This is a genomic window from Pseudomonas sp. MWU12-3088 (assembly GCF_023242405.1).
Lineage (GTDB): Bacteria > Pseudomonadota > Gammaproteobacteria > Pseudomonadales > Pseudomonadaceae > Aquipseudomonas > Aquipseudomonas kribbensis.
On sequence record NZ_JALJEA010000003.1, the window covers coordinates 400963 to 426457 of the forward strand.

At 60.9% G+C, this 25495-nt stretch carries 26 protein-coding genes; 4 read left to right on the forward strand and 22 right to left on the reverse strand.

Annotated elements, in window-relative coordinates:
* Positions 1-36 precede the first annotated feature (36 nt).
* The 3 genes from guaB to M5B98_RS10505 all read right to left on the reverse strand — a co-directional run bounded on the left by guaB (position 37) and on the right by M5B98_RS10505 (position 3011).
* Positions 37-1506 (reverse strand): IMP dehydrogenase, encoded by a 1470-nt coding sequence (gene guaB / locus M5B98_RS10495; protein WP_085709413.1) that lies wholly within the window; start codon positions 1504-1506, stop codon positions 37-39.
* A 115-nt stretch (positions 1507-1621) separates the two neighbouring features.
* A complete protein-coding gene (locus M5B98_RS10500) occupies positions 1622-2170 on the reverse strand; it encodes a hypothetical protein (RefSeq protein ID WP_011335799.1) in 549 nt (182 codons plus the stop codon).
* Positions 2171-2243: 73 nt separating this feature from the next.
* Positions 2244-3011, reverse strand: a complete 768-nt coding sequence (locus tag M5B98_RS10505) for a sulfite exporter TauE/SafE family protein (protein ID WP_248742663.1) — start codon at positions 3009-3011, stop codon at positions 2244-2246.
* Positions 3012-3112: 101 nt separating this feature from the next.
* Between M5B98_RS10505 and M5B98_RS10510 the strand changes: the two genes are divergently transcribed.
* The 4 genes from M5B98_RS10510 to leuA all read left to right on the forward strand — a co-directional run bounded on the left by M5B98_RS10510 (position 3113) and on the right by leuA (position 8260).
* On the forward strand, positions 3113-4000 hold the full coding sequence (locus tag M5B98_RS10510; RefSeq protein WP_248742664.1) for a LysR family transcriptional regulator: 888 nt from the start codon (positions 3113-3115) through the stop codon (positions 3998-4000).
* 10 nt (positions 4001-4010) lie between these two features.
* On the forward strand, positions 4011-5390 hold the full coding sequence (xseA, locus tag M5B98_RS10515; protein WP_248742665.1) for an exodeoxyribonuclease VII large subunit: 1380 nt from the start codon (positions 4011-4013) through the stop codon (positions 5388-5390).
* A gap of 3 nt (positions 5391-5393) precedes the next feature.
* Complete coding sequence (locus tag M5B98_RS10520; protein ID WP_248742666.1) at positions 5394-6215, forward strand: peptidoglycan DD-metalloendopeptidase family protein; 822 nt, start codon at positions 5394-5396, stop codon at positions 6213-6215.
* A gap of 365 nt (positions 6216-6580) precedes the next feature.
* Positions 6581-8260, forward strand: a complete 1680-nt coding sequence (leuA, locus tag M5B98_RS10525) for a 2-isopropylmalate synthase (RefSeq protein ID WP_085709408.1) — start codon at positions 6581-6583, stop codon at positions 8258-8260.
* 202 nt (positions 8261-8462) lie between these two features.
* On the opposite strand, the gene M5B98_RS10530 is transcribed toward leuA, so the two are convergent.
* The 19 genes from M5B98_RS10530 to iscR form a co-directional block, all read right to left on the reverse strand.
* Positions 8463-9254 carry an amidohydrolase gene (locus M5B98_RS10530; protein WP_085734105.1) on the reverse strand — a complete coding sequence of 264 codons (792 nt, stop codon included), beginning with the start codon at positions 9252-9254 and terminating at the stop codon, positions 8463-8465.
* Entirely contained in the window at positions 9242-10390 is a 1149-nt protein-coding gene (locus M5B98_RS10535) for a pyridoxal phosphate-dependent aminotransferase (protein WP_248742667.1), read from the reverse strand. The genes M5B98_RS10530 and M5B98_RS10535 overlap by 13 nt, the downstream gene beginning before the upstream one ends.
* A gap of 117 nt (positions 10391-10507) precedes the next feature.
* A complete protein-coding gene (der, locus tag M5B98_RS10540; protein WP_248739310.1) occupies positions 10508-11980 on the reverse strand; it encodes a ribosome biogenesis GTPase Der in 1473 nt (490 codons plus the stop codon).
* Between the two features lie 140 nt (positions 11981-12120).
* A complete protein-coding gene (bamB, locus tag M5B98_RS10545; protein WP_248742668.1) occupies positions 12121-13272 on the reverse strand; it encodes an outer membrane protein assembly factor BamB in 1152 nt (383 codons plus the stop codon).
* Positions 13265-13906, reverse strand: coding sequence for a tetratricopeptide repeat protein (locus M5B98_RS10550; protein ID WP_085734102.1), 642 nt, complete (start codon positions 13904-13906; stop codon positions 13265-13267). Before M5B98_RS10550 ends, bamB begins: the two co-directional genes overlap by 8 nt.
* Positions 13907-13947: 41 nt before the next feature.
* The gene (gene hisS / locus M5B98_RS10555; RefSeq protein WP_248742669.1) at positions 13948-15237 is read right to left on the reverse strand and encodes a histidine--tRNA ligase; all 1290 of its coding nucleotides are present in this window, start codon (positions 15235-15237) and stop codon (positions 13948-13950) included.
* Positions 15238-15259: 22 nt separating this feature from the next.
* Positions 15260-16369, reverse strand: coding sequence for a flavodoxin-dependent (E)-4-hydroxy-3-methylbut-2-enyl-diphosphate synthase (gene ispG, locus M5B98_RS10560; protein WP_007956680.1), 1110 nt, complete (start codon positions 16367-16369; stop codon positions 15260-15262).
* Positions 16370-16372: 3 nt separating this feature from the next.
* A complete protein-coding gene (locus M5B98_RS10565; RefSeq protein ID WP_248742670.1) occupies positions 16373-17416 on the reverse strand; it encodes a helix-turn-helix domain-containing protein in 1044 nt (347 codons plus the stop codon).
* The gene (gene pilW, locus M5B98_RS10570; protein ID WP_134828012.1) at positions 17416-18174 is read right to left on the reverse strand and encodes a type IV pilus biogenesis/stability protein PilW; all 759 of its coding nucleotides are present in this window, start codon (positions 18172-18174) and stop codon (positions 17416-17418) included. The genes M5B98_RS10565 and pilW overlap by 1 nt, the downstream gene beginning before the upstream one ends.
* Before the next feature lie 12 nt (positions 18175-18186).
* Positions 18187-19335 carry a 23S rRNA (adenine(2503)-C(2))-methyltransferase RlmN gene (gene rlmN, locus M5B98_RS10575; RefSeq protein ID WP_085709400.1) on the reverse strand — a complete coding sequence of 383 codons (1149 nt, stop codon included), beginning with the start codon at positions 19333-19335 and terminating at the stop codon, positions 18187-18189.
* A 28-nt stretch (positions 19336-19363) separates the two neighbouring features.
* The gene (gene ndk / locus M5B98_RS10580; RefSeq protein WP_003227894.1) at positions 19364-19789 is read right to left on the reverse strand and encodes a nucleoside-diphosphate kinase; all 426 of its coding nucleotides are present in this window, start codon (positions 19787-19789) and stop codon (positions 19364-19366) included.
* An 88-nt stretch (positions 19790-19877) separates the two neighbouring features.
* Positions 19878-20078: a Fe-S cluster assembly protein IscX gene (gene iscX / locus M5B98_RS10585; protein WP_085709399.1), complete on the reverse strand. Its 201-nt coding sequence runs from the start codon at positions 20076-20078 to the stop codon at positions 19878-19880.
* Positions 20079-20092: 14 nt separating this feature from the next.
* Positions 20093-20434, reverse strand: a complete 342-nt coding sequence (gene fdx / locus M5B98_RS10590) for an ISC system 2Fe-2S type ferredoxin (RefSeq protein WP_041071821.1) — start codon at positions 20432-20434, stop codon at positions 20093-20095.
* Positions 20434-22299 (reverse strand): Fe-S protein assembly chaperone HscA, encoded by a 1866-nt coding sequence (hscA, locus tag M5B98_RS10595; protein ID WP_248742671.1) that lies wholly within the window; start codon positions 22297-22299, stop codon positions 20434-20436. Before hscA ends, fdx begins: the two co-directional genes overlap by 1 nt.
* Positions 22300-22350: 51 nt before the next feature.
* A complete protein-coding gene (gene hscB / locus M5B98_RS10600; protein ID WP_085709397.1) occupies positions 22351-22872 on the reverse strand; it encodes a co-chaperone HscB in 522 nt (173 codons plus the stop codon).
* Between the two features lie 8 nt (positions 22873-22880).
* Entirely contained in the window at positions 22881-23204 is a 324-nt protein-coding gene (iscA, locus tag M5B98_RS10605; RefSeq protein WP_003227904.1) for an iron-sulfur cluster assembly protein IscA, read from the reverse strand.
* 28 nt (positions 23205-23232) lie between these two features.
* A complete protein-coding gene (gene iscU, locus M5B98_RS10610) occupies positions 23233-23619 on the reverse strand; it encodes a Fe-S cluster assembly scaffold IscU (protein WP_064589074.1) in 387 nt (128 codons plus the stop codon).
* 101 nt (positions 23620-23720) lie between these two features.
* Positions 23721-24935: an IscS subfamily cysteine desulfurase gene (locus tag M5B98_RS10615; RefSeq protein WP_248742672.1), complete on the reverse strand. Its 1215-nt coding sequence runs from the start codon at positions 24933-24935 to the stop codon at positions 23721-23723.
* A 50-nt stretch (positions 24936-24985) separates the two neighbouring features.
* Complete coding sequence (gene iscR / locus M5B98_RS10620; RefSeq protein WP_007956690.1) at positions 24986-25477, reverse strand: Fe-S cluster assembly transcriptional regulator IscR; 492 nt, start codon at positions 25475-25477, stop codon at positions 24986-24988.
* Positions 25478-25495: the final 18 nt, after the last annotated feature.

Here is a 25495-nt window from a genome sequence, read left to right on the forward strand (position 1 = left end):
AAACAGCCCCGGTCATTTGACGTTTTGCTTGAAGCCTCAACCTACGCGGTAGTTTGGCGCTTCCTTGGTGATCTGCACGTCGTGAACGTGGGATTCGGCCATGCCGGCACCGGTGATCCGCACGAACTCAGGCTTGGTGCGCATCTCTTCGATGTTGGCGCTGCCGGTGTAACCCATCGAGGAACGCAGACCGCCCATCAACTGGTGAATGATCGCGCTCAGGGTGCCCTTGTAAGGAACACGGCCTTCGATGCCTTCCGGAACCAGTTTCTCGGCGCCTGCCGAGGAGTCCTGGAAGTAACGGTCGGAAGAACCTTGAGCCTGGGACATGGCGCCCAGCGAACCCATGCCGCGATAAGCCTTGTACGAACGACCCTGGAACAGTTCGATCTCACCCGGCGCTTCTTCGGTACCGGCGAACATCGAGCCCATCATCACGCAGGACGCACCGGCCACGATGGCCTTGGACAGGTCACCGGAGAAACGGATGCCGCCGTCGGCGATCAACGGAACACCGGTGCCTTCGAGGGCAGCGGCAACGTTGGCGATGGCACTGATTTGCGGAACGCCGACACCGGCGACGATACGGGTGGTGCAGATCGAGCCAGGGCCGATACCGACCTTGACCGCATCGGCGCCGGCTTCGGCCAGGGCCTTGGCGGCTGCGCCGGTGGCGATGTTGCCGCCGATCACCTGCACTTCAGGGAAGTTCTCCTTGACCCAGCGAACGCGGTCGATCACGCCTTTGGAGTGACCGTGAGCGGTGTCGACCACCACCACGTCCACACCGGCATTGACCAGCGCGGCAACACGATCACCGGTGTCTTTGCCGGTACCGACTGCAGCGCCGACGCGCAGACGACCTTGGTCGTCCTTGCTGGCCAGCGGGTAGGCCTTGGCTTTTTCGATGTCTTTGACGGTCATCATGCCTTTGAGGGCAAACTTGTCGTCGACGATCAGGACTTTTTCCAGGCGGTGCTTGTGCAGCAACTCGCGGACTTCGTTCTTGTTGGCGCCTTCGCGAACAGTGACCAGACGCTCTTTCGGCGTCATCACTTCACGAACGGTGGCTTCCAGACGGGTTTCGAAACGCACGTCACGGGAAGTGACGATGCCGACCAGGTCGCCATCGTGCAGCACCGGAACGCCGGAAATGTTGTGCATGCGGGTCAGTTCGAACAGATCACGAACCGTGGCGTCAGCCTCGATGGTGATTGGATCCTTGACCACACCGGCTTCGAACTTCTTGACCTTGCGGACTTCGGCAGCTTGCTGCTCGATGGTCATGTTCTTGTGGATAATGCCGATGCCACCTTCCTGAGCCATGGCGATTGCCAGACGGGCTTCGGTGACGGTGTCCATGGCGGCAGAAACCAGAGGAATATTCAGTTCGATGCCACGGGTGAGGCGGGTCTTGAGACTGACTTCGTTAGGAAGCACCTCGGAATAACCAGGCACTAAAAGAATGTCGTCGAAGGTCAGAGCTTCTTGGCTGATACGCAGCATCGCGGGGGCTCCCGAGCGGGAAAATGGAAGCGCGCCATTATAGTCAGACACCCCTTCGGGTTCAATGTAAAACTTGTCTTATATCAATGTTGCTGATGTACGGGAAAAGCCGCCCCTACAACTCGACCTTGACCCAACTCACCGGTTGATCCAGCCAGTCGGCGAATTCGTCGATGAAACTCTGCTTGAACCCCGCCTCGAGCCAGTTGTTGAAGATGAAACCGAGGTTGGAAAACCCGCACTCCTGCAAATACAGAAAGCCGTTGATGTCGTCTTCATGCCCACACTCGGGGCAGGTGAAGTTGTCGGTGCGGCCCGGCATCCAGTCTTCCAGGCTTTCGAACAGCGCTTCGCCGATTTCCTGGCGGCACTCGGCACAACCGGCTTCTTCGAGAAAACCTTTGGCCGGGGTGTAGATGCAGCGCTTGGTGATGACCTCCAGCCCATTGATCGGCTCACCGAACGGCAGCGCCTCGGGGTGCAGCACCACGGCGCGGGCACCATCGGCGATGGCATAGGCCATGCGGTTGCCGGTGCGTCCGCAGGTGCTGAGCTCTTCCTTGACGATGTTCTTGCGCACCAGCCAGCGCAGGATCGCCCGGGCGCGGGGCTCGTGCACCGGCAGGTTGGAGATTTTCGGGACGATGATGCTTTGGGAGTTCATGGTGCAAGCCTGCTGCGTCAAAGGATGTTCTGCGACGAACGCGGCCGGCAGCTTAATCCCTGAGACAATCCGGTCAAGTGCTTAAATAGCGGCCGATCAGCGCCAGACCGCTCGCCAGCACCAGCCAGGTCACCAGCCGCACGAAAGCCTCGCGGGACAAACGCATGGTCAGCCGCCGCCCGATCCACAAGCCCAGCGCCATGGCCGGCAACAGACACAGCGCGAGCATCAACAAGGGTAGCTCGGCATACACCCCGGCGATGGCGAACAGACTCAAACGCACCACCGTGCTGCAACTGATCAGCGCACTTTGCGTGGCCCGTGCCGCGTCCTTGGGCAGTCGGCTGTTGAGGTAGATCGCATAAAGAAAGCCGCCACTGCCGAACAACGCCCCGAACAGCCCGCCCACCGTGCCCATCGGCAACGCCCATCCAGCAGCCAACTGCGCCGGCCGCGCCTTGATCCACAAGCTGTAGATCGCATAGGCCGTGATAAACAGCCCCATCAGCAACAACAGCAGATCGGACTTGAGATTAAGCAGAAAAATCACCCCCAGCGTGCACCCGACCGCCATGCACGGCAGCAACCGCAGCAACTCCGGCTTCGCTACATCTCTGCGCGATGGCAGCAGATTGCCGAACGCGGCGACAAAATCCAGCAACACCAGCAACGGCACGATTTTCGAAAGCGGCATGAACAGGATCAGGATCGGCCCCGCCACCAGCGCCGTACCAAAACCGGCAATGCCGAACACGATGTAGGCCAGCGCAACGCCCACTCCGATGACTGCCCAGCCCCCGAAGCCCCACGACCATTCGCCCAACAGCCCCGCCACACTCATCCGCTCGCTTCCTTTAATAAGCCTGTGATGACTTTAGCCAGCGCCGAGGGTTGCGACTAATATCATCGAAACCGCCAAGCCATCTCGAAAAGGCATGCCTCGTGCTTTCAACCCGTCAATTGCGCTACTTCGTGGAAATCGCCGAGTGCCGCAGCTTCAGTGCCGCCGCCGAACGCCTGTTCATCGCCCAGTCAGCGCTGAGCCGGCAGATCAAGGACATGGAAAACCGCCTGCAAACGCCGCTGTTCGAACGCACCGCCCGCCAGCCCCGGCTTACTGCCGCTGGCGAAGCATTCCTGCCCCGGGCGAGAAACCTGCTCAATGAATTGAACAAGGCCAGCACCCTCGCCACGGAAATCGGCCAGGGCCAGCGCGGCACGTTGCGCCTGTGCCACTCCAGCACAGTGCCGATCAGCGGCCAACTGTTGCGCGACATGAGCGCTTACCTGGAGCAGCAACCCGGGGTTTCGCTGGACATCGGCACGTTGTCTTCGGAGGCCCAGCTCGAAGAACTGGCCGAGGGGCGGCTCGACATCGGTCTTCTGCGCCTGCCGGTTTTGCGCCAGCGCGAGGGCGTTCAGGTCCTGCCGCTCTACACCGAGCGCTTGCTGCTTGCCGTGCCGGCGGAGCATCGACTGGCACTGGCTGATGCGGTCAATCTGGCGCAGTTGAAGGACGAAGCGTTCATCTCTATTCCGCACCCGCAACGCGGCGGGTTGAGTTATTTGTGCGCCGACCTGTGCATGCGTCACGGCTTCTTCCCCCAGGCTGCACGGGTGATGTCGCGCAAGACCACACAGCTGCAATTGATCCAGGCCGGATTCGGTATCGCCCTGCTGCCGGAATCGATGCAGGACATCGCGCCCGCTGGTGTGAGATTTGTGCCGCTGACCGGCGATTGCCAGAGCACCGTCGCCCTCGCCTTTCGGCAAAATCCCACACCTTTGGTGCAACACTTCCTCCAGACATTCACCGGCGAAAGCCTTTAAACTGCGCCCCATGATTAAAGATCCCTTTGCAAGACTCGGCCTCGACCGCGAAGTCCTGACCGTCAGCCAGCTCAACGGCCGCGCGCGGGTGTTGCTCGAAGACGTGTTCAGCAACATCTGGGTCGAAGGCGAAATCTCCAACCTCGCCCGCCCGGCGTCCGGCCACGTGTATTTCACCCTCAAGGACAGCGGCGCGCAGGTGCGTTGCGCACTGTTCCGCCAGAACGCTGCGCGGGTGCGGCAAGCGCTGAAGGATGGCCTGGCGGTCAAGGTGCGTGGCAAGGTCTCGCTGTTCGAAGGGCGTGGCGACTATCAGTTGATTCTCGACACGGTGGAGCCTGCCGGCGATGGTGCGCTGCGTCTGGCGTTTGATGCCTTGAAGGAAAAGCTCAGCGCCGAAGGGCTGTTCAGTGCCGAGCGCAAGGTGCCGCTGCCGGCCCATCCACAGCACATCGGCATCATCAGTTCGCCGACCGGCGCGGTGATCCGCGACATCATCAGCGTGTTCCGCCGCCGCGCACCACAAGTGCAACTGACGCTGATCCCGACGGCCGTTCAGGGCCGCGAGGCCACGGCGCAGATCGTCCGCGCCTTGAAACTCGCGGATGCCCGGGGCTTCGACGCGCTGATCCTGGCGCGCGGCGGTGGCTCGCTGGAAGACCTCTGGTGCTTCAACGAAGAAGCCGTGGCCCGGGCGGTGGACGCCTGTGTGACGCCGATCGTCAGCGCGGTCGGCCATGAAACCGACGTGTCGATCAGCGACTTTGTGGCCGACGTTCGTGCGCCGACGCCATCTGCGGCGGCCGAATTGCTCGCCCCGGATTCCAGCCATCTGATCCGCCAGGTCGAAAGCCTGCACCGCCGACTGGTGATGCGCATGCGCGACCGCCTGATGCGCGACCGTCTGCGACTTGAAGGAATGACCCGCCGCTTGCGCCATCCCGGTGAACGACTGCGCCAGCAGGCCCAGCGTCTGGATGATCTGGACATGCGCATGCGCCGGGCGTTCGAGCGCCAGCTCAATACCCGCCGCGAACGCCTGATTCGTCTGGAAACCCGTCTCGCCGGGCAACATCCCGGACGACAACTGGCCCTGTTGCGCCAACGCCTCGACAGCCTCGCCGAGCGTCTGCCCCGCGCCATGAACGAAGGCCTGAAACGCCGGCGCCTGCAGTTGCAAAGCCAGATGCAGACCCTGCACGTGGTCAGCCCGCTGGCAACCCTCGGCCGTGGCTACAGCATTCTGCTCGACGAGCGTGGCAACGCGATCCGCGACGCGGCACAAACCCACACCGGCCAGCGCCTCAAGGCCAGACTGGGCGAAGGCGAACTGCAAGTGCGCGTCGAGGACAACCACCTGACGCCCGTCACTCTTTCTTTACTGGACTGATCCATGCCGCGTTTTCTTGCTCCGCTGTTATTGCTGTGCCTGACCTTCAATGCCCACGCCGACAGCTACATCACCCGGCTGTTGAACAAACCGGTACCGGGTGGTGTTGCGGTGGTCGATCTGGGATCCGCCGCACAAGCGCCGAAAGCCACGTATCAGGGCAAACCGGTGCTGGTGGTCAAGGAACAGAACAACTGGCTGGCGATTGTCGGCGTTCCGTTGACTGTCAAACCTGGCGTTCAGCAGGTCAGCAGTGGCGGCCGTACCCTCAACTTCAATGTCGGCAACAAGAAATACCCGGAACAGCACATCACGCTGAAGAACACTCAGCAGGTCAATCCGAACCCGGCGAACCTGAAGCGCATCGAGGGCGAACTGGCCGAGCAGATCAAGGCCTATCGCAGCTTCAGCCCGAACACACCGAGCAACCTGTTGCTGGACAAACCGGTCAACGGGCCGCTGTCGAGCAAGTTCGGTGTGCGCCGTTTCTTCAACGGTGAAGAACGCAATCCACACGCCGGCCTCGACTTTGCGGTGCCGGCGGGAACACCGATCAAGACCCCGGCGGCGGGCAAGGTGATCCTGATCGGCAACTACTTCTTCAATGGCAACACGGTGTTCGTCGACCACGGCCAGGGCTTCATCAGCATGTTCTGCCACATGTCAAAGATCGACGTGCAGAACGGCCAGCAACTGGCCCGCGGTGCGGTAGTCGGCAAGGTGGGTGCCACAGGTCGGGCCACAGGGCCGCACATGCACTGGAACGTCAGTCTGAACGACGCGAGGGTCGATCCGGCGATTTTCATTGGGGCTTTCCAGCCTTGATTTGCGGGTGAGGCGACTGGCCTCATCGCGAGCAGGCTCGCTCCCACAGGGATTGCGCACGACGAATGGTCCGCGCAATCCCCGCCAACAATAACCGCCATATCAAGAATAAAATCGCGGAAAAAAGCGCTTTCCGGGTATTCCTCTCAATTTTTTTCGACTGCTTGCCATCCTCATCCCCCGCGGTTAGGGTTGAAGGCATGAAAACCTCTCACACCCTTATTCAGCTTCGCCAGCACCGCAGCCTGTGCCTTGTCAGCGCACGACTGCCGGGCTGAATCGCTGCGCCTCGTCCCAAGCTTCTCCGAACATTCGTTCCACCGGCAGGCCGCCTCTTTTCGGCCCAGACAATAAGGAATTTCCCGATGAGCATGCTCAAAGACCCGTCTTCGAAATACCGCGCGTTTCCTGTGATCAACCTGCCGGATCGCACCTGGCCGTCGAAAACCATCGATGCCGCGCCGATCTGGTGCAGCTCCGACCTGCGTGACGGCAACCAGTCGTTGATCGAGCCAATGGACGCGGTGAAAAAGCTGCGCTTCTGGAAAACTCTGGTGCAGGTGGGTGTGAAGGAAATCGAGGCGTCGTTCCCGGCGGCTTCGCAAACCGACTTCGACTTCGTGCGTACCCTGATCGAAGACGGCCACATCCCGGACGACACCACCATCCAGGTGTTGACCCAGGGCCGTGAAGACCTGATCGAGCGTACTTTCGAATCCCTGCGCGGGGCGAAGAAAGCCATCGTTCACCTCTACAACGCCACTTCCCCTTCTTTCCGTCGCATCGTGTTCAACCAGGACAAGGACGGGATCAAGGCCATCGCCGTGAACGCCGCCAAGCTGTTCGTCAAATACGCCGCCATGCAGCCGGACACCGAGTGGACCTTCGAATACTCGCCGGAAACCTTCAGCGCCACCGAACTGGAGTTCGCCAAGGAAGTCTGCGACGCGGTGATCGAGGTCTGGAACCCGACGCCCGAGCACAAGATCATCCTCAACCTGCCGGCCACCGTTGAATGCGCGACCCCGAACGTCTACGCCGACCAGATCGAGTGGTTCCACCGCAACATCAACCGTCGTGACAGCGTGATCATCAGCCTGCACACCCACAACGACCGTGGCACTGGCGTGGCCGCCACCGAACTGGGCCTGATGGCCGGCGCCGACCGCGTCGAGGGCTGCCTGTTCGGCAACGGTGAGCGTACCGGTAACGTCGACCTCGTGACCGTGGCACTGAACATGTACACCCAGGGCCTCGACCCGCAACTGGACTTCTCCGACATCGACGGCGTGCGCAAAGTCGTCGAAGAGTGCAACCAGATTCAGGTACACCCGCGTCACCCGTACGTCGGCGACCTGGTGCACACCGCGTTCTCCGGCTCCCACCAGGACGCGATCCGCAAGGGTTTCGCCCAGCAGAAACCGGACACTCTGTGGGAAGTGCCATACCTGCCGATCGACCCGGCCGACATCGGCCGCAGCTACGAGGCGGTGATCCGCGTCAACAGCCAGTCGGGCAAGGGCGGTATCGCCTACCTGCTGGAGCAGGAATACGGCATCAGCCTGCCGCGCCGCATGCAGATCGAGTTCAGCCAGGTCGTGCAGCGTGAAACCGATCGCCTGGGCCTGGAAATGACTGCCCAGCAGATCCACTCGCTGCTGCACACCGAGTACCTGCAAGCCAACACCCCGTATGCGCTGGTCAGCCATCGCCTGCAGGAAGAAAACGGCCACAGCGCCGTCGAGGTGGAAGTGGCGAGCAAGGGGCAGGGCGAAACCAACCTGCACTGGCGCGGCAAGGGCAACGGTGCGCTGGAGGCATTGGTGGCCGGCCTGCCGATTCCGGTGGAGATCATGGACTACAACGAACACGCCATCGGCGCGGGCACCAACGCCAAGGCAGCGGCTTATATCGAGCTGCGTGTGAATGGCGAACGTGCAGTGCACGGCGTAGGTATCGATGAAAACATCACCACCGCCAGCTTCAAGGCACTGTTCAGCGCGCTGAACCGCTCGCTGAGCCAGCCGGAAGCGAAAGCGGCGTAAATTACCGCTGAAGTGCAAAAGGCCCCGGAGTGCGAACTCCGGGGCCTTTTTTATGCCTGCTGGCTTTATGTTGCCTGAACTGGCCTCTTCGCGGGCAAGCCCGCTCCCACAGGGTTTTCTGGTGTACATGACATTGAGTACACAACGGTCACTGTGGGAGCGGGCTTGCCCGCGATGGGGCCCGCACAGACAACGCAAAAACTCAGGTGAATTCGAACGTGTCCGCATCCAGATTCGCCGGGAATCGCTCGCGGTAAGCCGCCAGCGGTGCCGCTTCCAGTACGGCCTTGAACACCCCGTCCGCCTCCCCCGCCGCCAGCAAGGTCTCGCCCTGGAAGTCCAGGACTTGACTGTCGCCGGTGTAGGCAAAACCCTTGCCGTCGGTGCCGACGCGATTCACCGCTGCCACGTAGCACAGGTTTTCAATCGCCCGCGCCGGCAGCAAACGGTTCCAGTGCAGACGCCGCGCCCCGGGCCAGTTAGCGGTGTACAGCAGCAGGTCGGTGTCTTGTGCATCGCGGCTCCACACCGGGAAACGCAAGTCGTAGCAAATCAGTGGCCGGATGCGCCAGCCCTTGAGCTCGAACTGCACCTGGCGTTCGCCGGGCGTGTAGTGATTGTGCTCGCCGGCCATGCGGAACAGATGGCGCTTGTCGTAATGCCACACTTCGCCGTCGGGGCGCGCCCATAGCAGGCGATTGCGATGGCTGCCGTCGGCGGCCTGGATGATCACGCTGCCGGTGATCACCGCATTGAGTTTTGCCGCCTGTGCCTTCATCCATTTGCTGGTCGGGCCGTTTTCGGCTTCCGCCAGAGTTTCGGATTCCATGGAGAAGCCGGTGGTGAACATCTCCGGCAGGATAATCAGATCCGCCCCGCGCGCCTGCTCCAGCAACGCGTCGAAATGCTCGAGGTTGGCCTGACGATCATGCCAGGCCAGGCTGGTCTGGATCAGCGCCAGGTTGAGATCGGGCAATGCACTCAGATCACGCATAGTTTTGCCGCCGCTTCCCGCAGCGTCTCCTCGCGTTTGGCGAAGCACAGGCGCACCAGGCGCTGGCCTTCAGGTGGATTCTGGTAGAACACCGACACCGGGATGCTCGCCACACCATGTTCGCGGGTCATCCACATCGCCATCTCGACGTCGTTCAGGTCGGGACGGATCTGCGAGTAATCGACCAGTTGGAAATAGGTGCCGGTGACCCGGGTGAAGCTGAATCGCGACGGCGCCAGCAGATCACAGAACAGATCGCGCTTGGCCTGATAGAAGCCCGGCAGTTCTTCGACGTGTTCCGGATGCTCGGCCATGTAATCGGCCAGCGCATATTGCAGCGGCGTCACGCCACAGAAGCTGACGTACTGGTGCACCTTGCGCAGTTCGGCGGTCAGGGCCGGCGGCGCCACGACGTAGCCGGTTTTCCAGCCGGTGACGTGATAGGTCTTGCCGAACGAGCTGACCACGAACGCACGCTGATATAGCTCTTCATGGGCCAGCACGCTCACATGCGGAACGCCGTCGTACACCAGGTGTTCGTAGACTTCGTCGCTGATCACATAGATGTCGCGATCGCGGATCAGCGCCGCCAACTGGTCCAGCTCTGCGCGACTGATCAGGGCGCCACTGGGGTTGTGTGGAGTGTTGAGGATGATCATCCGCGTGCGCGGGCTCAACGCTGCACCGAGCTTGTCGAAGTCGATGGAGAAATCCTCCAGACCGAGTTGCACATGCACGCAGCGCCCGCCGGCCAGCTCTACCGACGGCTCGTAGCTGTCGTAGGCCGGGTCGAACACGATGACTTCATCGCCGCTGTGGATAACCGCCTGGATCGCACAGAAGATCGCCTGGGTCGCGCCGGGGGTGACGGTCACCTCGTGATCGGCATCGACATTCACGCCATAGCTGCGGGCAATCTTCGCCGCAATCTGTTGGCGCAGTGCCGGCAGGCCGGTCATGGGCGAATACTGGTTATGGCCGCTGGCGATGTGCCGACCGACCGCATCGCGCAGCGACTGCGGGCCGTCGAAATCGGGAAAACCCTGGGACAGGTTGATGGCTCCGGTCTGTGCCGCGAGCTGAGACATCTGCGTGAAAATAGTGATGCCGACATTCGGCAGCTTGCTGTTGATCATCGGGGTTCCCTGCTCTGCCCCGGCACTGACGACGGCGCGGGAGAGCCCGAGGATAGCCCATCCGGCGCCCATAAAAAAAGGGCGCCAGACGGCGCCCTTCTCTCTTGATGACCGGGATCAGCGCTTGTCGCGGCGCTTCTTGCTGGCCTTCTTGTTGTGCGACATCAAACGACGCTTCTTGTTGACCTGGCGGTCGGTCAGCGTGTTCTTGTTGCCTTCGTACGGGTTCTCGCCGCCCTTGAACTCGATACGGATCGGCGTACCGACCAGTTTGAGCACACGGCGGTAAGTGTTTTCCAGATAGCGCACGTACGAGTTCGGCACTTTCTCGATCTGGTTGCCGTGGATCACGATCAGCGGCGGGTTGGCGCCACCGAGGTGGGCATAACGCAGCTTGATCCGGCGGCCGTTGACCATCGGTGGCTGGTGCTCGCTGACCGCGTCTTCGAGGATCTGGGTCAGGCGGCTGGTCGGCCAGCGGGTGACCGCCGACTTGAACGAGTTCTGCACCGAAGCGTAGAGGTTGCCCACGCCGGTACCGTGCAGTGCCGAAATGAAGTGAATATCGGCGAAGTCGACGAAGAACAACCGGCGTTCCAGTTCGGTCTTCACGTAGTCGCGCTCGCCCGGAGTCATGCCATCCCACTTGTTCAGCGCGATGACCAGCGCACGGCCGGACTCGAGGGCGAAGCCCAACAGGTTGAGGTCGTGGTCGACCACACCTTCGCGGGCATCCATCACGAAGATCACCACGTTGGCGTCTTTGATCGCCTGCAGGGTTTTGACCACGGAGAACTTTTCGACTTCTTCGTGGATCTTGCCGCGCTTGCGCACACCGGCAGTGTCGATCAGTGTGTACTTCTCGTCGTTACGCTCGAACGGGATGTAGATACTGTCGCGAGTGGTGCCCGGCTGGTCGTAAACGATCACCCGCTCTTCACCGAGCATGCGGTTGACCAGCGTCGACTTGCCGACGTTCGGCCGGCCGATGATGGCGATCTTGATGCCGTCCTTTTCGCTCGGACCTGGAATGCGCTTGGCTTCCTCGCCTTCGGCGACTTCTTCCTGCTCTTCGCCTTCCGGCAGCTCGTCCTCATCTTTCGGGAACGAGCTCAGGGCGATTTCCAGCAATTGAGTGATGCCACGACCATGCGCGCCGGCAATCGGGATCGCATCGCCCATGCCCATCGGCGCGAATTCGGCGCGGGCCATTTCCGGATCGATGTTGTCGACCTTGTTGGCGACCACATAGGAACGCTTGTTACGCTTGCGCAGGTGTTCGCCGATCATCTGGTCGGCGGCGGTGAAACCGGCCTTGGCATCTACCAGGAACAGAACGACATCCGCTTCTTCGATGGCCAACAGCGACTGCTCGGCCATTTTTTCGTCCATACCATGCTCGTCACCGGAGATACCGCCGGTGTCGATCAGAATGTAGGAACGCCCTTGCCACTTGGCCTCACCGTACTGGCGATCACGGGTCAGACCGGACAAGTCGCCGACGATGGCGTCGCGAGTCCTGGTCAGGCGGTTGAACAAGGTGGACTTGCCGACGTTCGGTCGGCCCACCAGGGCGATTACGGGAACCATGCGGCTCTCCACTTCGTTATTTCAGAAAATACAAAAGCCGCTGCGAGGCAGCGGCTGGTGCTCGGGGCAACACCCATGGGTGTTGCAAACCCTGCCGGAGCAGGGCCGCTTGGGGTTCAACCCCAAGCATAGTCAAACCATTACTTGATGGTCAGGGCTTCCAGTTTGCCGCTGTTGCCATACACGTAAATCGTGTCACCCACCACCAGCGGACGGGCACGCAGGCCGTCGCTGTCGATGCGCTCGCGGCCGACGAAACGACCGTCCACCTGACTCAGCAGATGCAGGTAACCTTCCAGGTCACCGACTGCAACGTAGCTGGAGAACACTTCCGGTGCCGACAGTTGACGGCGGGCCAGCGAGTCGTTGGTCCACAGTGCAGTGGTCGAACGCTCGTCGACGCCTTCAACGGTGCCCGAAGACAGGCTCACGTAGACGTTGCCGAAGCCCTGGGCGATACCGGCATAGCTCGACGCATCGCGCTGCCACAGTTGACGGCCGCTTTCCAGGTCCAGTGCCGCAACGCGACCCTGATAGCTGGCAACGTACAGTGTGCCGCCGGACAGCAGCAGACCGCCGTCGATGTCGACCACGCGCTCCAGTTCCGAACGACCTTGTGGAATCGCGATCCGTTGTTCCCAGACCGGCACACCGTTGGAAATGTCCAGAGCGACCACTTTACCGGTCGACAGGCCAGCCACCGCGAGGCGGTTGGTCGCGAGCGGTGCACTGGTGCCACGCAGGGTCAGTACGGCCGGGGTGCTGTCATACACCCAGCGCTGGTGACCGGTGGATGCATCCAGACCGATCAGACGATCGTCCTGGGTCTGCACGACCACGATGTCGCCGTTGCTGGCTGGAGGCGCCAACACTTCACTGGTCACGCGAGCGCGCCACTTCTCTTCACCGTTGATGGTGTCGAGAGCGATGACGTCGCCACGCAGCGTGCCGACCAGAACCAGACCGTAACCCACGCCGACGGCGCCGGAGACTGGCACATCCAGTTCTTTCTTCCACTTCACGTCGCCGTTGCTGCGATCCATGGACATCACGATGCCGGTCACATCGGCGGCGTAGATGGTGTCACCATCGATCGCCGGCACCAGCATGTTGTAGGTTTCGCCCTGACCGTCACCGATCGAACGGCTCCAGACTTTGTGCAGAACCACTTCTTCCTTGAAGGAAGTCAGTTCGGCTGGTGGCAGTTCTTTTGTGCTGTTGCTGCTGCAACCCGTGGCCAGAATGGCCAGAGCCAGCAATGCTGCATGCTTCCAACCGATCACGTCACGCATCCCCTTTGGCCAGGTCGTCCAGCTTGATTTGAAGGCCGCCGACTGCCGCTTCATCCGACAGTGCCGCCTTGGCTTTTTGATACGCCGCGTTCGCTTCGTCAGTGCGGCCCAGCTGTACCAGCAGGTCGCCCTTGAGTTCTTCGCGAGTGGCCAGGAACGACTTGTCGGCATCGCCTTCAAGCAGTTTCAGGGCTTCATCCGCCTTGTTCTGTGCACCCAGCACCTGCGCCAGACGCTGACGGGCGATTTCGCCCAGCGCCGCGTTGGCCGGTTTGGCAACGATGGCCTTCAATTCGGTCGCCGCGTCATCCAGCTTGCCGCTGTCGACCGCAACCTTGGCCACGAACAGGCTGCCGTACTGCGCGTAGGCAGTACCGCCGAATTCGCTGTTGAGCTTGCCGGCCAGATCCGCAACGCGTGCGGCGTCAGGCTTGCCGTCCGGGGTCAGCGTGGTTTCCAGCAATTGCTGATAGAGCACCGAGGCGCCTTGCGACTGGTTGCTCTGATACTTGTGAAATGCCTGCCAGCCGAACACGATGACCAGCGCCAACAGGCCGCCAGTGACCAGAGGTTTGCCGTTGCGTGTCCACCAGTCCTTCAAATCCGCCAACTGTTCGTCTTCGGTACTCGACACCCCAATACTCCTTAATCGCTAAATCGGCTGTTTAAACAGCTTCAACCCTGCACGACGCAGGTGGCCAGGTGAGCGGCAAGCGCATCCCAGGCAATGCTTTGTTGTTCGCCCTGGCCACGCAGGGGTTTGAAACCTACCACTTGCTGGGCCATTTCGTCGTCACCGAGGATCAGTGCGTACAGCGCACCGCTCTTGTCGGCTTTCTTGAACTGGCTCTTGAAGCTGCCGGCACCGGCATTGACCTGCAGGCGCAGGTTCGGCAGCTGGTCGCGTACACGCTCGGCCAGGGCCAGACCGGCCAGCTCCGCCTCTTCGCCGAAGGCGCAGAGGTAGACGTCGACCTGACGGGCGAGTTCTTGCGGGATCTGCTCCAGGGTTTCCAGCATCAGCACCAGACGCTCGATGCCCATGGCGAAACCGACACCCGGGGTCGGCTTGCCGCCCATCTGCTCGACCAGACCGTCGTAACGGCCGCCCGCGCACACAGTGCCCTGGGCGCCGAGCTTGTCGGTGACCCATTCGAATACGGTTTTGCTGTAGTAATCGAGACCGCGTACCAGTTTCGGGTTGAGCACGTAAGGAATGCCGACAGCATCCAGACGGGCCTTCAGACCTTCGAAGTGGGCACGGGATTCGTCGTCCAGGTAGTCAGCCATCTTCGGCGCATCGACCAGCACGGCTTGCGTGTCGGCATTTTTGGTGTCGAGCACGCGCAGCGGGTTGGTTTTCAGGCGACGCTGGCTGTCTTCGTCCAGTTTGTCGTGGTGCGCCGAGAGGTACTCGACCAGCGCTTCACGATAACGGCCACGGGACTCGCTGGTGCCCAGGCTGTTAAGTTCGAGCTTGACCGCATCACGGATGCCCAGCTCGCCCCACAGGCGCCAGGTCATGATGATCAGTTCGGCGTCGATGTCCGGACCGTCGAGGTTGAAGACTTCCAGACCGATCTGGTGGAACTGGCGATAACGGCCTTTCTGCGGACGCTCGTGACGGAACATCGGGCCGATGTACCAGAGTTTCTGCACCTGGCCACCGCCGGTGATGCCATGTTCGAGCACGGCACGCACACATGCGGCGGTGCCTTCCGGACGCAGGGTCAGGGAGTCGCCGTTGCGGTCGTCGAAGGTGTACATCTCTTTTTCGACGATGTCGGTCACTTCGCCGATCGAGCGCTTGAACAGCTCGGTGAATTCGACGATCGGCATGCGGATCTGCTTGTAACCGTAGTTATCCAGCAAACGCGAAACAGTGCCTTCGAAGTAGCGCCATACCGGGGTCTGTTCCGGCAGGATGTCGTTCATGCCACGAATGGCTTGCAGGGACTTGCTCACAGAAATTCCTTAATTCGTTCGATCAGCCGCGCGCGATGACCGCTGCGTCGGCTTCGACCTTCTCGGCCGCCTTCTCGCGGATCAGCTTTTCCAGCTCGTCCACCAGATTGTCATTCGTCAGTTTCTGCGACGGCTTGCCGTCGATGTAAATCAGGTTCGGCGTACCACCGGTCAAGCCGATATGGGCTTCCTTGGCTTCGCCGGGGCCGTTGACCACACAGCCGATCACCGCAACATCCAGCGGCACCAGCAGGTCTTCAAGGCGCCCTTCCAGCTCGTTCATGGTCTTGACCACATCGAAGTTCTGCCGCGAGCAGCTCGGGCAGGCGATGAAGTTGATGCCACGGGAACGCAGATGCAAAGACTTGAGGATGTCGTAACCGACCTTCACTTCCTCGACCGGATCGGCCGCCAGCGAGATGCGGATGGTATCGCCAATCCCCTCGGCGAGCAGCATACCTAGGCCCACGGCGGATTTCACTGTACCGGAGCGCAATCCACCGGCTTCGGTGATGCCCAGGTGCAGCGGCTGGACGATTTCTTTCGCCAGCAGGCGGTAGGCTTCGACGGCCATGAACACGTCGGAAGCCTTCACGCTGACCTTGAAGTCCTGGAAATTCAGGCGCTCCAGGTGCTCGACGTGACGCAGTGCGGACTCGACCAGCGCGGCCGGGGTCGGCTCACCGTATTTCTTCTGCAGGTCTTTTTCCAGGGAACCGGCGTTGACGCCGATGCGGATCGGAATCCCGCGGTCACGGGCGGCATCGACCACCGCGCGCACGCGGTCTTCGCGACCGATGTTGCCCGGGTTGATGCGCAGGCAGTCCACACCCAGTTCGGCCACGCGCAAAGCGATCTTGTAGTCGAAGTGGATATCGGCAACCAGCGGCACCTTGACCAGTTGCTTGATCTTGCCGAACGCCTCGGCGGCGTCCATGTCCGGCACCGATACGCGAACGATGTCGACGCCAGCGGCTTCCAGACGGTTGATCTGGGCGACGGTGGCCGCGACATCATTGGTGTCGCTGTTGGTCATGCTCTGCACCGCGATAGGTGCATCGCCGCCCACAGGCACGTTACCGACCCAGATCTTGCGCGATTCGCGACGTTTGATTGGAGATTCGCCGTGCATGACTTATTGACCCAACTTCAGGCGAGCAGTCTCGCCACTGGTGAACGGAGCGACATCGACCGGCTGGCCGTTGTAGCTGACCTGCGCTGCCCGGGCAACACCCAGACGCACGGCCAGCGGTGGCTTGCCTGCCACGGAGACGCTGTCGCCTTTATGTTTCAGACCGCTGAACAGAACCTTGCCGCGACCATCGGTGACCTGTGCCCAGCAATCAGCGGTGAACTGCAGTTGCACCTGACCTTCGCCTGCTGCCGGAGCAGTGGTTTCTGCGGTGGGTGCCGGGGTGGCCGGGACTACGGGGGCGGTGACGGTCGGTGCCGGAGTCGCCGGAACATTAGGGGCAGGTGCAGCCGGAGTGGCGACAACCGGGGCCGGGGCATGAGCCGGAGCAACTGGCGTCGCCGCCGGGGCAGCAGGTACGGCCGGTGCGGTTGCCGGAACGACGGGTTCGGCACCGGACGACTCGGCAGCGGTTTCCGATTGGGGCAGTGCCAGCGCCGTCGCGCCCTCGGTCTGACCTTCGGTAACGGCCTGGTCTTCCGGCTCGTCGATCGGATGAATCTGCGTGGTGCCATCGGCGCCTTCGACTTCAACGTGCTCCGGGGCCAGACTGGTCAGGTCCTTGGTGCGCAACGAGGTCTGATCCTGCCACCAGACGAAGCCGCCGCCGATGACCGCGATCAGCAACAACAGGCTGACAATTCGCAGAATGGTGTGGGAAACCCGGACCGGCTCTTCGATCCGGCCCAGCGCATGGACATTGCTGCCCTGGGAGTCGGTGCCGGTGGACTGGTCGAACTGCTGGACCAGGACCGCCTGATCCATGCCGAGCAATTTGGCATAGGCGCGAATATAGCCACGAGCGAAGGTATGCCCCGGCAGCTTGTCGAACGCACCGGCTTCGAGGTTGGTCAGGGAAGTCACGGTGAGGTTGAGCTTGAGGGCCACTTCGGCCAGCGACCAGCCATTGCTTTCGCGGGCCTGGCGCAAGGTCTCACCGGGGTTAACGCGATTCGCTGCTACAACTTCGGGATGCGCCGCTTTCATCATTGCTCCGACAGGTATTGCTGATATTCCGGCGTACCGGGATAGAGTCGTTTTAATTGCAGGCCCGCACTGGCGGCCTTGTCGCGATCTTCAAACACTTTTGCCAACCGCACCGCGAGCAACAGACTACGTGCGTTTTGCTCGGACAGCTGGCTGAAACGGTCGTAATAGTCACGCGCGGGCACATAATGCCTGTCTTCGAATGACAACTCAGCCATTTCCAGCAACGCCCGCGGTTGCTGACGGTTCAAACGCAATGCTTTTTCCAGTTGTTGGCGGGCCAGATCACGCTGACCAAGCTTGGACGCCGTCATGCCGAGGTTCTCGAACACACGGGAACGCTCAGGATACAGGGTATCGGCGGCGGCCTGTTCAAAACGCTCGTAGGCTTCCTTGTAACGCTGCTCTTCGTAAAGAAAACTGCCGTAATTGTTGAGGATGCGGGCATCGGCGGGACGGGAGGAAAGTGCCTTGCGAAAGTGTTCGTCGGCCAGCTTCGGCTCCATTTCGGACTGAAAGACCAGCCCAAGAGCGGCGTTGGCGTCGGGATCGGAACCGTCCAGCTCGAGGGCCTTTTTCAAGGGCACCTTGGCCCGCTCGGTCATGCCTTGCTGCAAGTATCCCAGCCCCAGCTGCACGTAGGCAGCCCGCGCCTCGTCGCGGCCCTTGCTGGTCTTCATCGGGTTGTAATCACCCGACAGGACACAGCCAGCACACAGGCTGGCCAACAGCAACAGCAGCGCAAAGCGCAGGGACATAGAGATCCTCTCTTAGTTAGTGTTCGCGGCGTTCTGTGCCAGATCGCTGTCGGCGCTCAATTCGCGCACGGCGATGTAACGTTCGCTGCGACGGGTGCGATCCAGCACCTGCCCTACCAATTGACCGCAAGCCGCGTCGATGTCTTCACCACGGGTGGTGCGCACGGTCACGTTATAGCCTGCCTGATGCAGCTGATCCTGGAACCGGCGAATCGCATTGTTGCTTGGCCGCTCGTAACCGGAGTGCGGGAACGGGTTGAACGGAATCAGGTTGATCTTGCAGGGAATGTCCTTGAGCAACTCGATCATTTCCACAGCGTGCTCAAGCTTGTCGTTGACGTCCTTGAGCAAGGTGTACTCGATGGTCAGTACACGTTTCTCGCCCAGGGCGGACATGTAGCGCACACACGAATCGAGGAGCATCTTAAGCGGATATTTCTTGTTGATCGGCACCAATTGGTTACGCAATGCGTCATTCGGTGCGTGCAGGGACAACGCCAGGGATACGTCGATGTGCTTGGCCAGCTCATCGATCATCGGCACCACACCCGACGTGGACAGGGTCACGCGGCGCTTGGAGATCCCGTAGCCCAGGTCATCCATCATCAGATGCATGGCGGCCACGACGTTGTCGAAGTTCAGCAGCGGTTCGCCCATGCCCATCATCACCACGTTGGTGATGGCGCGGTCGATGGTAGCCGGAACACTGCCGAAGGATTTGTTGGCAATCCACACCTGGCCGATGACTTCGGCGGCGGTGAGGTTGCTGTTGAAGCCTTGCTTGCCGGTGGAGCAAAAACTGCAGTCCAGGGCACAGCCTGCCTGGGACGAAACGCACAGAGTGCCGCGTTTGCCCTGGGGAATGTAAACGGTCTCGACACAGCTGCCGGACGCCACGCGTACCACCCACTTGCGGGTGCCGTCGCTGGAAATGTCCTCGCTGACCACTTCGGGACCGCGAACTTCAGCAACAGCCTTGAGCTTTTCGCGCAAGGCCTTGCTGACGTTCGTCATGGCGTCGAAATCATCGACACCAAAGTGGTGAATCCATTTCATTACCTGACCGGCACGGAAACGCTTCTCCCCGATTGAGTCGAAGAATTTTTCCATTTCCGGCTGGGTCAGACCCAGCAGGTTGGTTTTAACAGTCGATGTAGTCATGGATTCACCTTCACTCTTAAGCCAATGCTTAGCGAGTGGTTACTTCAGTAGCTGCGAAGAAGTACGAGATTTCGCGAGCGGCAGCGGCTTCGGAGTCCGAACCGTGAACGGCGTTGGCGTCGATCGACTCAGCGAAGTCAGCACGGATGGTGCCGGCAGCAGCTTCTTTAGGGTTGGTAGCGCCCATCAGCTCACGGTTGCGAGCGATGGCGTTTTCGCCTTCCAGAACCTGAACAACAACCGGACCGGAAATCATGAAAGCAACCAGGTCACCGAAGAAACCGCGCTCTTTGTGCTCAGCGTAGAAGCCTTCAGCTTCGGCTTTGGACAGTTGCTTCATTTTCGAAGCAACCACTTTCAGACCAGCCTTTTCGAAACGGGTAACGATTTCGCCGGCAGCGCCTTTTGCAACGGCGTCAGGCTTGATGATGGAGAAAGTACGTTGAACAGCCATGGTGTAACTCCAGAAACGGTAATTTGCGAAAAATTAAACCCGCGAATTATACGCGGGTTCTTGGGTATTGCCTAACCTGCAAGGATGATCAGTCTATTTCATCATTCCAGAGCTGCTGAACCGCTTCCAACACCTTCTCGCCGACCCGGCCAGAGTTAGCGTCGAAGTCAGGCAGCTCCTTGATCCACTGCTGCAACTCGACGAAATTGACAGAATACGGATCCACACCCGGCTTGGCCTCAGCCAATTCTTCTGCAATACGTTGAACATCATTCCAACCGTAGCTCATGACAGTCTTACCAGTCAGTGCGGCGCTTCGGCCGCATGGTTAAGCGAATATTTCGGAATCTCGACGGTGAGGTCTTCCTCGCCGACGATGGCCTGACAAGCCAGGCGCGACTGCGCCTCCAGACCCCAGGCACGATCGAGGAAATCTTCCTCCAACTCGTCAGCTTCTTCCAGCGAGTCGAAACCCTCGCGGATGATGCAGTGACAGGTGGTGCAGGCGCAGACGCCGCCGCAGGCGCTTTCCATCTCGATATGGTGTTCGTGGGCCAGCTCGAGAATCGATGTGCCGGGCTCAGCCTCGACCACCATGCCTTCAGGGCAGAACTTCTCGTGGGGCAGAAAAATGACCTGCGGCATCAGATATCCTCGATTTCATTCAGGTTGCGCCCCGACAGAGCGGCTTTCACCGTCTGATCCATACGACGGGCAGCAAAAGCATCGGTCACTTGCGACAGACGCTTGGTCTGCTGCTCGATGGCGTAACCATCGGTACCTTTCATCAGTTCGGTCAGTTCCTGCACCTGCAGATCGATGACCATGCGCTCTTCGGCGTCGAGCAAACGCTCGCCATCCGCCTCCAGAGCGCCCTGCACCGCTTCGATCAGGCGCTGGGCATCGACTTGCTGCTCACGCAGAACGCGAGCGACCTTGTCGTCATTGGCGTGCTGGAACGAATCCTTGAGCATTTTGGCGATTTCGCCGTCGGTCAGGCCATAGGAGGGCTTGACCTGAATGCTCGCTTCAACGCCCGAACCCAGTTCGCGGGCAGAAACGCTGAGCAGACCGTCGGCATCGACCTGGAAGGTCACGCGAATCTTCGCCGCGCCCGCCACCATCGCCGGGATACCGCGCAATTCGAAGCGAGCCAGGGAGCGGCAGTCGCTGATCAGCTCGCGCTCGCCCTGCAACACATGGATCGCCATGGCCGACTGGCCGTCTTTATAAGTAGTGAAGTCCTGGGCGCGGGCAACCGGAATGGTGGTGTTGCGCGGAATCACCTTCTCCATCAGGCCGCCCATGGTTTCCAGCCCCAGAGACAGTGGAATCACGTCGAGCAGCAGCAGTTCACCGCCATCGCGCTTGTTGCCGGCCAGCGTATCGGCCTGGATCGCAGCACCGATGGCCACCACCTGATCCGGATCGATTTCGGTCAGCGGTTGACGGCCGAAGGCTTCGGCGACGGCTTCGCGAACACGTGGGACGCGGGTCGAACCACCCACCATGACCACGGCATGCACATCTTCCAGCTCGATACCGGAGTCGCGAACGGCACGACGGCAGGCTTTCAGACTGCGGGCAACCATCGGCTCGATCAGTGCGTCGAAGGCCTCGCGGGTCAGCTGCGCTTTCCAGTCGCCATAAGCAACTTCAACACTGCCGGCATTCGTCAGGGCTTCCTTGGCCGCGCAGGCGGTTTGCAGTAGATTGCGCTGCGCGCCCGGATCGAGATCGGCGGACAGGCCCGCGCTCTCGATGATCCAGCCGGCAATCGCATGGTCGAAGTCATCACCACCCAGCGCGCTGTCGCCGCCTGTAGCCAGAACTTCGAAGACGCCACCGGTCAGGCGCAGAATCGAAATATCGAAAGTACCGCCGCCCAGGTCATAAATGGCGACCAGGCCTTCGGCATGCTGATCCAGCCCATAAGCCACCGCGGCGGCGGTTGGCTCATTGAGCAGGCGCAGCACGTTCAGGCCGGCAAGTTTCGCCGCATCCTTCGTAGCCTGACGCTGAGCGTCGTCGAAATAGGCAGGAACGGTAATCACCGCGCCGACCAGCTCGCCGCCCAAGGTCGCTTCCGCGCGCTGGCGCAGCACTTTGAGGATATCGGCGGAGACTTCGACAGGGCTTTTCGGGCCCTGCACGGTGTCGATGAACGGCATGTGCGATTCGCCGCCGACAAAGCGGTATGGCAGTTGATCGCCCAGTTGCTTGACGTCAGACAGGCCACGGCCCATCAGGCGCTTGACCGACAGCACGGTATTCAGGGGATCGGAGGACGCGGCCAGCTTGGCCGACTCGCCGACTTCGACGCGATCGGCGTGATAACGCACGGCGGAAGGCAGGATGACCCGCCCTTCGGCATCGGCCAGCGGCTCGGAAAGACCACTGCGCAACGCAGCGACCAGCGAATTGGTAGTGCCCAAGTCGATCCCCACAGCCAGACGACGCTGGTGTGGTTGAGGACTTTGGCCGGGTTCGGCGATCTGCAGTAGGGCCATCGTGATCAGGACTTATCTGTATATCAGGCGTGCGACCGGAGCGGCACTGGGTTAATCGTCGAGGCGCTCTTCTAACTGGCGCACTTCGTAGGTGAGCTTGTCGAGGAACTGCATGCGCCGCATCAGGCGTTCGGCCTGTTCGCGTTGCGCTGCATCATCCCAACAGGCTGCGAAGCTTTCGTTCAGCTGCTCCTGGGCGGTCTTCAGGCGACGCTTGAAGGTCGCGACACCCGCCAGGTCGGCACTGTCCTGCAGATCTTCGAGCTCTTCGCGCCATTGCATCTGCTGCAGAAGAAACTCGGGATCATGGACCGTGACTTCCATCGGCACTTCATGACCGCTGATGGTCAGCAAGTAACGTGCACGCTGGGCCGGACTCTTGAGCGTCTGATAGGCATCGTTGAGCCGAGCGGACTGTTCGAGCGCCGAGCGCTGCTCACGCTCGGAAGCGTCGGCAAAACGATCCGGATGAACGCCGCGCGCCAGCTCGCGATAGCGCGTGGCCAGTTGCTCGAGATCCAGGCGAAAGCCCGGTTGCAGCTCGAATAAAGCGAAATGACAAGGAGTTCCCACGACCAGCCTCAGATGTTGAAGCTTTCGCCGCAGCCACACTCACCGCGCACGTTGGGATTGTTGAACTTGAAGCCTTCGTTCAACCCTTCCTTGACGAAATCGAGCTCGGTGCCGTCGAGGTAAGCCAGGCTCTTGGGGTCGATGATCACTTTTTCGCCGTGACTCTCGAACACCTGATCTTCTGCAACCACCTCGTCGACAAACTCCAGCACGTAGGCAAGGCCGGAACAGCCCGTGGTGCGAACACCCAGACGAATCCCTTCACCCTTGCCGCGCCCGTCGAGGGAGCGTCGCACGTGCCGAGCAGCCGCTTCTGTCATGCTGATAGCCATCGTTGACTCCTTACTCGTCGCCCAATGCTTAGATCAAGCCTTTCTTCTGCTTGTAGTCGCGAACGGCCGCCTTGATGGCGTCCTCAGCGAGAACCGAGCAGTGGATTTTCACTGGCGGCAGGGCCAGTTCTTCGGCCAGCTGGGTATTTTTGATGGTTTCCGCTTCGTCCAGGGTCTTGCCCTTCATCCACTCGGTGGCGAGGGAGCTGGAAGCGATAGCCGAACCGCAGCCATAGGTCTTGAACTTGGCGTCTTCGATAACGCCCTGGTCGTTGACCTTGATCTGCAGACGCATCACGTCGCCGCACGCCGGAGCGCCGACCATGCCGGTGCCGACATCTGGATCTTCCGCGTCCATCTTGCCGACGTTACGCGGGTTTTCGTAGTGGTCGATGACCTTTTCGCTGTAAGCCATGATTCTCAATCCTCACTCATCAGGGCCGCTCTTGAGACCCTGCAACTGCGCTGCGCAAACCGCCGCGTCGCTACAGGATCCGTATCCGGCGGCTTCTATGTTTAGTGTGCCGCCCACTCGATCTTCGAGATATCGACGCCGTCTTTGTACATGTCCCACAGCGGCGACAGAGCGCGCAGCTTGGTAACGGCCTCGCAGACTTTCTGCGCGGCGTAATCGATTTCTTCTTCGGTGGTGAAACGGCCGAAGGTGAAGCGGATCGAGCTGTGCGCCAGTTCGTCGTTGCGGCCCAGGGCGCGCAGCACGTACGAAGGTTCCAGGGACGCCGAGGTGCAAGCCGAACCGGACGAAACCGCCAGATCCTTGAGTGCCATGATCAGCGACTCGCCTTCAACGTAGTTGAAGCTCAGGTTCAGGTTGTGCGGAACGCGGGCGGTCAGGCTGCCGTTGACGTACAGCTCTTCCAGATGCTCGACCTGCTTGTAGAAGCGATCGCTCAACGCTTTGATGCGCGCGTTTTCGGCAGCCATGTCTTCCTTGGCCACACGGAACGCTTCGCCCATGCCGACGATCTGGTGGGTCGCCAGGGTGCCGGAACGCATGCCACGCTCGTGACCGCCGCCGTGCATGGTCGCTTCGATGCGCACACGCGGCTTGCGGCTGACGTACAGCGCGCCGATGCCTTTAGGACCGTAGGTCTTGTGGGCAGAGAACGACATCATGTCGACTTTCAGCTTCTGCAGGTCGATTTCGACCTTGCCGGTGGACTGAGCGGCGTCGACGTGGAACAGAATACCTTTGGAACGGGTCAGCTCGCCGATGGCGGCGATGTCGTTGACCGTGCCGATTTCGTTGTTCACGTGCATCACCGACACCAGGATGGTGTCTTCGCGCAGCGCGGCTTCGATCATGGCCGGCGTGATAAGACCGTCTTCAGTCGGCTCGAGGTAGGTCACTTCGAAACCTTCACGCTCCAGTTGGCGCATGGTGTCGAGGACAGCCTTGTGCTCGATCTTGGAGGTGATCAGGTGTTTGCCCTTGGAGGCGTAGAAATGTGCCGCGCCCTTGATTGCCAGGTTGTCGGACTCGGTGGCACCGGAGGTCCAGACGATTTCGCGCGGGTCGGCGTTGACCAGGTCGGCCACCTGACGACGGGCGTTTTCGACGGACTCTTCGGCCTTCCAGCCGAACACGTGGGAGCGGGACGCCGGGTTACCGAAGTTTCCGTCGACCAGCAGGCATTCACTCATCTTTTGCGCAACGCGCGGATCGACCGGGGTGGTCGCAGAGTAATCAAGGTAAATCGGCAATTTCATGGACTATCTCCTAAATCAGGCTGGCTGGCGTGCCGCTAGCTCTCTGGCTGTCATTCGACGGCGGACGCTTCAATCTTGTCCAGGCGCGGCGCCTTGCCATTGCAACGACGCTGATCCTGACGCTGGGCCACTTCCTGCACCTCACGGCGAGTTACGAGGTCGGCCAAGCTGATACCGCTGAGAAATTCGTGAATCTGCAGGCTCAGGTCGCACCACAGGTGATGGGTCAGGCAGGTGTCGCCGGAATGGCAATCGCCCTGGCCCTGGCATTTTGTTGCATCGACCGATTCGTTCACCGCATCGATCACCTGGGCGACCTGAATGCCCTGCATGTCGCGGGACAACTGGTAGCCACCGCCCGGACCGCGAACACTGGAAACCAGGTTGCTGCGACGCAGCTTGGCGAAAAGCTGTTCGAGATAGGACAGGGAGATGCCTTGGCGCTCGGAGATATCGGCCAGGGACACGGGCCCGTGCTGCGCGTGCAACGCCAGGTCAAGCATGGCGGTCACGGCGTATCGGCCTTTTGTAGTCAGTCGCATGGACAATTACCACGGAGT